This is a genomic window from Chitinophaga sp., from assembly GCF_036569125.1.
In the GTDB taxonomy this organism is placed as follows: Bacteria; Bacteroidota; Bacteroidia; order Chitinophagales; family Chitinophagaceae; genus Chitinophaga.
The window spans coordinates 1-7,670 of sequence record NZ_DATCRF010000495.1 but is presented as its reverse complement, the minus strand read 5'-3'; the positions used below and the strand labels follow the sequence as shown (position 1 = coordinate 7,670).

Genomic DNA, 7,670 nt, shown 5'->3' with positions numbered 1-7,670 from the left:
GCCTACAACGTAGCCCTGTTGGATGGGGAGATAGTAGGCGGTGCAGGCATACACCCGCTGGATGGGGGCGAGCCGCATGTGTGCGAGCTGCAGAAAATGTACCTGGCGCCGGCCGCACGCGGCAAAGGCATTGCCCGCAACCTGATTGAGCAATGCCTTGATTTTGCGCGCAGCAACGGCTATACGCAGTGTTACCTGGAAACCATGCCGGAGCTGGCACAGGCCCGCCGCCTGTATGAGCACTTTGGCTTTTATTACCTGGATGGCCCTATGGGCAATACCGGCCATTATGCCTGCGATAACTGGATGTTAAAGGAGCTTTGATCCCCCGGCCTCCGTATATAATACCAGCCCAATACCAGGCAAAGGATAATAGCCGTTAAATGAGGGTAAATACGGGCCGTTTCATAGCCCGGGTGGGAGGTAACCACCCAAAGGTCCACACAGGGCACTAAAGTGCCTGTAAGCAACATTACACCCAATGCGCGGTACTGCTTCATGAGCAGTAATGTTATAAATAACGCTCCCATAACAAGATCGCGCGCCCCTTTAATGTAATGGAAAGAAAAATCGCCATTGGTTTGGGTGTTGATACCAAAAGCTGTTTCCGCAACCTGCGGCATGGCAAAAAAGCGGATGCCTATAAAAACAAGCAGCGCGCCGCTTAAGAAGGTAAGCCACCACATAGTGGTGCTGGTAATTTTTTTCATGGTACTGTGTTTTTTGATCACAGTACAAAGTTGCCGGATCGTTTTCCGGGATCCGTTCACCTGGGTTAATAAATCAGGATTGCGCCAGTCTTTTACGGATGCGGCTGAGCGAAGGTGGTTTTACGCCTACATAAGAAGAAATGTAATACTGCGGTATGCGCTGCTGAAGATCGGGGTATAGCTGCAAGAACCGCCGGTAGCGCACTTCCGGTGGCTCACTGTACAGGGAGGTAAGCTGCTTTTTAGCGCGTACAAAAATGCTTTCGACCACCAGCCGGCCAAACCGGTCGCCGGCAGGCACCTGTTTGTAAAAGGTTTGCAGGTCGTCAAAAGAGATCACCAGCAGGGAAGTATCTTCCAGCACCTGTATGCTTTCATCGGAAACAGATTGATCCAAAAAGCTGGCATAGTTGCAAACAAATTCACCTTCTTTTCCAAATTCATATGTAAGCTCCTGTCCCTCTTTGTTCAGGAAATATCTCACTAATCCCTGCTGAATAAAACCGGCCTGTTTACAGGTGTAACCTTCCTGTACAAAGTATTCGCCTTTACTAAGCTGTTTTATTTTGAACAGCTGTTGTATCAGCGCGGTATCCGCCTCCGTGAGCGGAATAAAATGCCGGATGGTATTGAGAAGTGCCTGCATGATGTATCCTGATAAGAATGTAAAATCATAAATGTAAAATTTTAAATGTAAAAGTGGAATGCAGCGAAGTCTGGCCCGGGCTTTATCCGCTGCATTCCCCTTTTACATTTTACATTTTACATTTTCTTAGTCTGCAACTCTTGTGATAAACAGTAATTTTTATAATAAATAAACTTTCACTTTAAGATAACTTTAACGGTTAACCCTGTTAAACTTCAGGCATATGCAATGATCTAAAAGGGGAAGCGTTTAAAAGAAAGAACATACTGATAACCGCTTTATTAAATCCTTTTACAATGAAACAGAGATCATATATAATGGGAGCGCTGCTGTTACTGGCAGCCACATTAACAGCAGGAGGCGCTTACGCACAGCGCGGGCGTATGAGTGTAGGCATAGGAGCGCATTTTTATGGCGGTGGCGGCCGCGTAGCATTTGGCGGCCGTGTAGGCGCGCCGGTTTATTATGCGCCGCATTATTACAGGCCGGTGCGGGTATATCATCCGTATGTGGGTGCTTATTATCCCTACTACCGTTATCCGGTAGGGTTTAGATTAGGTGTATTGCCTTATGGGTTTATGACCTTTGGAACGCCCTGGGGGCCTTACTTTTACTTTGATGGTACTTTTTACCGCCATCCCGATAACAGTGATTCAGGTTATGAAGTAGCAGAGCCGCCCGTTGGTGCAGATGTACCCTCATTACCTGCTGGCGCTAAACAGGTAACAATTGACGGTAATACTTATTACGAATATAATGGTACTATATACCAGGAGGTGATCAAACATAATGAGCGCCGTTATGCAATCGTAGGTAAGAACGGGCAGCTGAATTTAGGTGGTGATGATAATGATAATAACAGCAATAATGCAGCGCCTGATAACCAGGCTGCACAGCCGGATGATGTGCTTTCACAGCTCCCCGGCGGCAGCCATAAAGTAGAGATCAACGGCCAGCAGCTCTACGTTTCACCGGATGGAATGTATTACCAGGAAGTACAGCTGGATAATAATATGACAGGGTATAAAGTTGTAGGGAAACAAACAGCAGATTAACGTATAGGCGTTACTGCAGCTGGAAAGCACTTTCTCATCATGAGGGAGTGCTTTTCGTTTTTTACAGGAAGATTTTTCAAAAAACTTATCCACTTAATGCTCACAATTGCGTTGTAGCATTTGTGCTGTCTTTCAATGCATACAAGTGCTATATAATAAAACTGTCCCCCAGGAATGGGGGACAGGGTTAGATAACTATCCTATGAAAACTTGCTTTCGCAAGCTAATCCTGTTAGTTTTGAGTTATAGAGAGTATGTTTAAATATTATTAATATGCCAGCTTTTGCCGGCATTGCAATCGCATAGTACACCAGGGGCTAGCCGGTGGTATTTTTATACTGCATTAATACTACGCTACTTAGCTTTTTTTGGTTGTGTACAAAAATGCAAAAGAGTGGCCAACCATTTTAATGATTTTTAGCGTGTAGCCGAAAAATGAGTGCATACTCCCAATATTGGGAACTAGTACCCAAATTCGTGAAACGCTGTTCTGTTAGCGTATAGTGGCGCCCGTTATTTGTGATTTGATTGGGTAATCAAGGGGATACAATACACCTCAAAAATTTGTAATCCATTGAATAACAAAAACTTAAAGCTATATTGGCGCTCTTTATCCCGTGCCTTGTAGTAAACTATGGTGATAACAAAATCGAATTGCCAACACAAAATGAAAATGTTGCCCGTGTAGTCAGTTAGCTTTTTAGGCTGCCTGGAATCTTACCAATGCTAACTGCTTCAAACATATTGTCTGATGACTGATAGTTCCCGTAAAATACTGCTTGTGGACGGGAGCCATATATTCATTAAGCAAGTCAGTCAGTTGCTGATCCCGCATTATGAGATAATCACCGCGTTATCGTCAGAAGAGGGGTTAGGCATTGCATTGGAACAATTACCCGATTTGATCATTTGCGGCATGGAGCTGCGGGATGGCAGCGGTCACCACTTTTTAATGGCCCTGCGGGACGATCCCCGGCTGGCCCACTTGCCGTTCATACTGGTAAGCAGTAAGGATACCAAAGAGGATATGCGCATGGCCATGAACCTGGGGGCAGATGATTACCTGGTACAGCCGTTTAAACGGCAGGACCTGCTCTCCAGCATCCGCTCCCGTATTTCCCGCTTCGCCATTTTTAATAATATGCGCCGGGCCGTTGAAACCAACCCCGAAACCCCCATGGCCATTCCCCTGGTGCCGGCCGATGTGCAGGATAAGCTCAGTAAAACGGAAGCCAGGGTTATACGCCTCATCGCAGAAGGCAAAAACACCAAGGAAATAGCCCAGGACCTGTATGTGAGCGTAAAAACCGTTGAAAACCATAAGTATAACATTGCCCAGAAGCTGGGGCTCACCGGCCGCAACTCCCTCACAGAATACGTTATCAAGAATATTATACAACCCTATAAAAGCTCCTGATCCAACTCGCTGATCTGCCAACACTTTGAGCCTGTATCCACAATAGGTGTGAATAACTTACCACATTAACGACAAATAATATTATTTTATTTAATAAATATTCATAATTTTATATATTATAATACGAATAATTAATATTGGTCTGAGATAAACAGGGGGTGCTTTTAATGAATACAAAGTGTTACGGCAATTGTTGTGAAGCGCAGCAGTTGCTTTGTCGTAAACGCTTGTTATGCTGTAACTTATGAGTGCGAAACACTATAGAACCTTATGCTGCACATTCGCTGCCTTTATACTGGCAGCCAGCCACCTATTGGCTGCTGAGAACCCCGTTAAACTTCATAAAAAAGTAAGGCGAGTACAAACCATTAGTACCGGCAACCCGATGGACGCCAGTGAGAATGGGGGTTATGGAGGGATGGATATATTATTATCCGAAGGCCCGGCCACGGAAGACATCTCCATTACCTTCACCGTATCCGGTACCGCTACTGCCAATACCGACTATTATACCAGCATATGGACCGGCACAACCACCCTGTTTGCCGGGGAAAGCTATATACACCTGCCTTTAGAAGCTATTAACGACGACCTGATAGAAGGGGATGAGGATGTAGTGGTGACCATTACCGGCGCCACCGGTTTAAGCAGCGCTGCTGCCTATGCCCTGGACCCGCACATTACCGAAACCATGCGGATCATTGATAACGATAACGTTATTACCGCCTATCCCACCACAGGACAGGCCGGAGAACCATCCGCACCCATTACCGCTAAATTTGCCCTGCCCGGAACTTTAACCGCTCCGGAGGATATTACTATTAATTATTATGTAGATGGCGGTACGGCCACCAACGGGGTGGATTACCAAACCCCTCCCGGGCAGATCATTTTACCCGCAGGATCCAACTATGTAATACTGACCATACCGGTAATAGATGATAAGACCATTGAAGGGAACGAAACCGTGAAGATCACTATGTCCAGCGCTACAGCGGCCAGCTTTAATGTACAGCTGTCCTCCAGCCGTTCGGTAAGCTCCTCCATCCTGGATGATGACTCCGAACTAAGCATTGGCATTGTAGGCACCATTAACGGTAAGGAAAAGCCCACCACATCGGGCGCCTTTACCATTAGCCTGCCGCCGGGTGTAAAAGCAGGGGAAATTGTTACGGTGGTATACTCCATCAGCGGCACGGCCACTGCCGGCAGCGATTATAAGGCCCTTACCGGAAAAGCATTCATCTCAGCCGGTAAAAGCAGCATCCTGGTACCCATCACCATGTACGACGACCAGGTGATAGAAGGGGATGAAGATATTGTGATCACTGTATTAAGCGGCAGCTCCAACAACCTGGCCACCTATGCCATCAGCACTACCGATAACACCACTACCGTTCATATAGAGGATGATGATAATGTGCCGGCCAACTGCCAGATCAACGCCATTACCGTGGCCGACGGCAGTGAATCCAGCGGCGACGGCAGCTTTAAGCTGGCCCTGCCCGGCACCTATACCTTTAAGCAGGATATGTCCGTAACCTACCAGGTAAGCGGCACCGCTCTCCCGGGTATGGATTATACCACCTTATCCGGCACAGCTACCCTGGTGGCCGGCCAGAACAGCGTGCTGATACCCGTGCCTGTATTAAATGATGCGCTGATCGAAGGTGATGAATCCGTGATCATTAAGCCCCAGCCGGTAACCAGTGGCGGCATTAACTTTGCCGGCGGCGATACCTGTGTGGTAATGATCCTGGATGACGACGATGATAACCTGAAAGTTTCCGTAAGCGCCTACGATCCAAGCGCCACAGAGCCTACGGATACCGCGGCCTTCCGCCTGAGCCTGCCCAATGGCAATGCTGCATCTGTACCGGTAACCGTAACCTACCAGGTTGGCGGCACCGCAGCCAATGGCACCGACTATGCCAGCCTTACCGGCACGGTAACCATTGAGGCCGACAGCACCGGCGCCTTTATACCCCTGGAGGTGTTGGACGATAACCTGATAGAAGGGGACGAAACAGTAACCATTAAATTGCTGACCGTTACCTCTACCTTACCGTTCACCATAGATCATACTAAAGATTCCGCCGCCATCACCATCGACGATGATGATGTGGCCAATATGGATATTATTGCCGGCGCCAGTGTGAAAACAGGTGCAGAACCAGCCACCAATGGCCAGTTCACGGTAAGCATTGCCTCCGGTAAAATTACCAGCGTACCCATTACTGTTACCTATACTACCGCCGGTACCGCTACCAGCGGTACGGATTATACCGCACTCTCCGGCACCGTAACTATTGCCGCCAACAGCAGCAGCGCCACGGTAGATGTGCCTGTGAAAGATGATAACCTGATAGAAGGGGACGAAACCGTGATCATGACGCTTACAAACGCCACGGCCGGCCTGCCCTTTGTAATAGGCGCCCATAGCAAAGACACGGTGATCATTGATGATGACGATGATGTGAACATGGGCATCATAATAGAAGCCAGCATACCTGATGCAGAAGAACCGGCTACCAATGGTGAGTTCACCGTTAAGCTGGCCTCCGGCAAAACACCACTGGTGCCCATTACCGTTACCTATACGGTTAGCGGCACTGCTGTAAGCGGAACGGATTTTACCCCGCTCAGCGGCACCATAACCATTCCGGCTAACAGCACCAGCGTAACCTTCCCCGTAAAAGTGCTGAATGATACTATTGCGGAAACAGCCGAAACGGTGATCGTTACGCTTAACACCATTACATCCACCATGCCTTTTGTAAAAGGCGCAGCCGATAAGGATACTGTTACCATTTATGATGATGATACCGAGCAGGTGATCATCAGCGCCAGCGACCCGGATGCCGCTGAACCGTCAGACGGCGGCCAGTTCACCATCCGTATAGCTTCCGGCAAACCGGTAACAGCCGATGTAGTGCTGGACCTTACCATTACCGGTACCGCCACCAATGGTACGGATTACGCCAGCATACCGCTTACCGTAACCATCCCTAACGGCAGCAGCAACGTAACCATACCGGTAACCGTGATCGATGATAACCGGGTAGAAGGTAAGGAAACCGTGATCGTAACGCTTACCAAGCTCACCTCAGCCGTGAAGTACGACATCGGTAAGCTGAAAACCGATACCGTAACCATTGCCGACGAGGATGCCGCTAACCTGGCTATAGAAATGGTAGCCACCAAGGCCGATGCCGCAGAACCGGGCGATGGACCCAATGATAAAGGTGAATTTACCGTGCGCCTGGCCTCCGGTAAGCTGGCCGATAAACCTATTACCGTACAGTATGAGGTAAAAGGCACTGCGCAGAATGCCATTGACTATGATAGCATACCCGCCCAGGTAGTGATCCCTGCCGGCAGCAACGGCGTTAAGATCCCGATCACTGTAATTGATGATACCAAGCCCGAAGGCGTGGAATCCATTACGCTTATCATTAATAAAATTACCGCTTACCTGGCCTTTACAGGGTTAAACAGCTCCGGCACCGTGCAGATAGCAGATAATGATACGGTAACAACCGCTGCCTGGATGAGCACTGATGTAACCGGCAAGGTAAGCTCCGGCAACTCCATCCGCTATACCATTCACATAAGTAATGGCAGCGATACCAACCAGGTGAATGTGATCATTAAAGACGTGGTGCCTGCCTACACGGTATTCGTATCTGCAGAAGATGGTATTAAACCGGATGCCAGCGGCCTGTTAACCTGGACCATCCCGGTAATTGCCCCTGGTATAACTATTACCCGTGAGCTGCTGGTAAGAGTGGCGGATGACCTCACTGGTGCAGACAGCATTGTGAACACCGCTACCATTGACC

Annotated in this window: 6 protein-coding genes; 4 read left to right on the top strand and 2 right to left on the bottom strand. The window is 48.4% G+C overall.

Going from position 1 to position 7,670, the window contains the following annotated elements; all coding sequences use genetic code 11:
- On the top strand, positions 1-324 hold a 324-nt coding region (locus VIM87_RS18610; protein WP_331998448.1), incomplete at its 5' end, for a GNAT family N-acetyltransferase.
- Here VIM87_RS18610 and VIM87_RS18605 read toward each other — a convergent pair.
- On the bottom strand, positions 288-710 hold the full coding sequence (locus tag VIM87_RS18605; protein WP_331998447.1) for a DUF4267 domain-containing protein: 423 nt from the start codon (positions 708-710) through the stop codon (positions 288-290). The two genes, VIM87_RS18610 and VIM87_RS18605, sit on opposite strands and share 37 nt — an antisense overlap.
- 73 nt (positions 711-783) lie before the next feature.
- Entirely contained in the window at positions 784-1,356 is a 573-nt protein-coding gene (locus tag VIM87_RS18600; protein ID WP_331998446.1) for a Crp/Fnr family transcriptional regulator, read from the bottom strand.
- 296 nt (positions 1,357-1,652) lie between these two features.
- On the opposite strand from VIM87_RS18600, the gene VIM87_RS18595 reads away from it, so the two are divergent.
- From VIM87_RS18595 to VIM87_RS18585, 3 genes are all read left to right on the top strand, one after another.
- The gene (locus VIM87_RS18595) at positions 1,653-2,411 is read left to right on the top strand and encodes a DUF6515 family protein (protein ID WP_331998445.1); all 759 of its coding nucleotides are present in this window, start codon (positions 1,653-1,655) and stop codon (positions 2,409-2,411) included.
- A gap of 751 nt (positions 2,412-3,162) precedes the next feature.
- The gene (locus VIM87_RS18590) at positions 3,163-3,828 is read left to right on the top strand and encodes a response regulator transcription factor (protein WP_331998444.1); all 666 of its coding nucleotides are present in this window, start codon (positions 3,163-3,165) and stop codon (positions 3,826-3,828) included.
- Between the two features lie 244 nt (positions 3,829-4,072).
- A partial coding sequence (locus tag VIM87_RS18585) for a Calx-beta domain-containing protein (RefSeq protein ID WP_331998443.1) occupies positions 4,073-7,670 on the top strand: 3,598 nt, incomplete at its 3' end.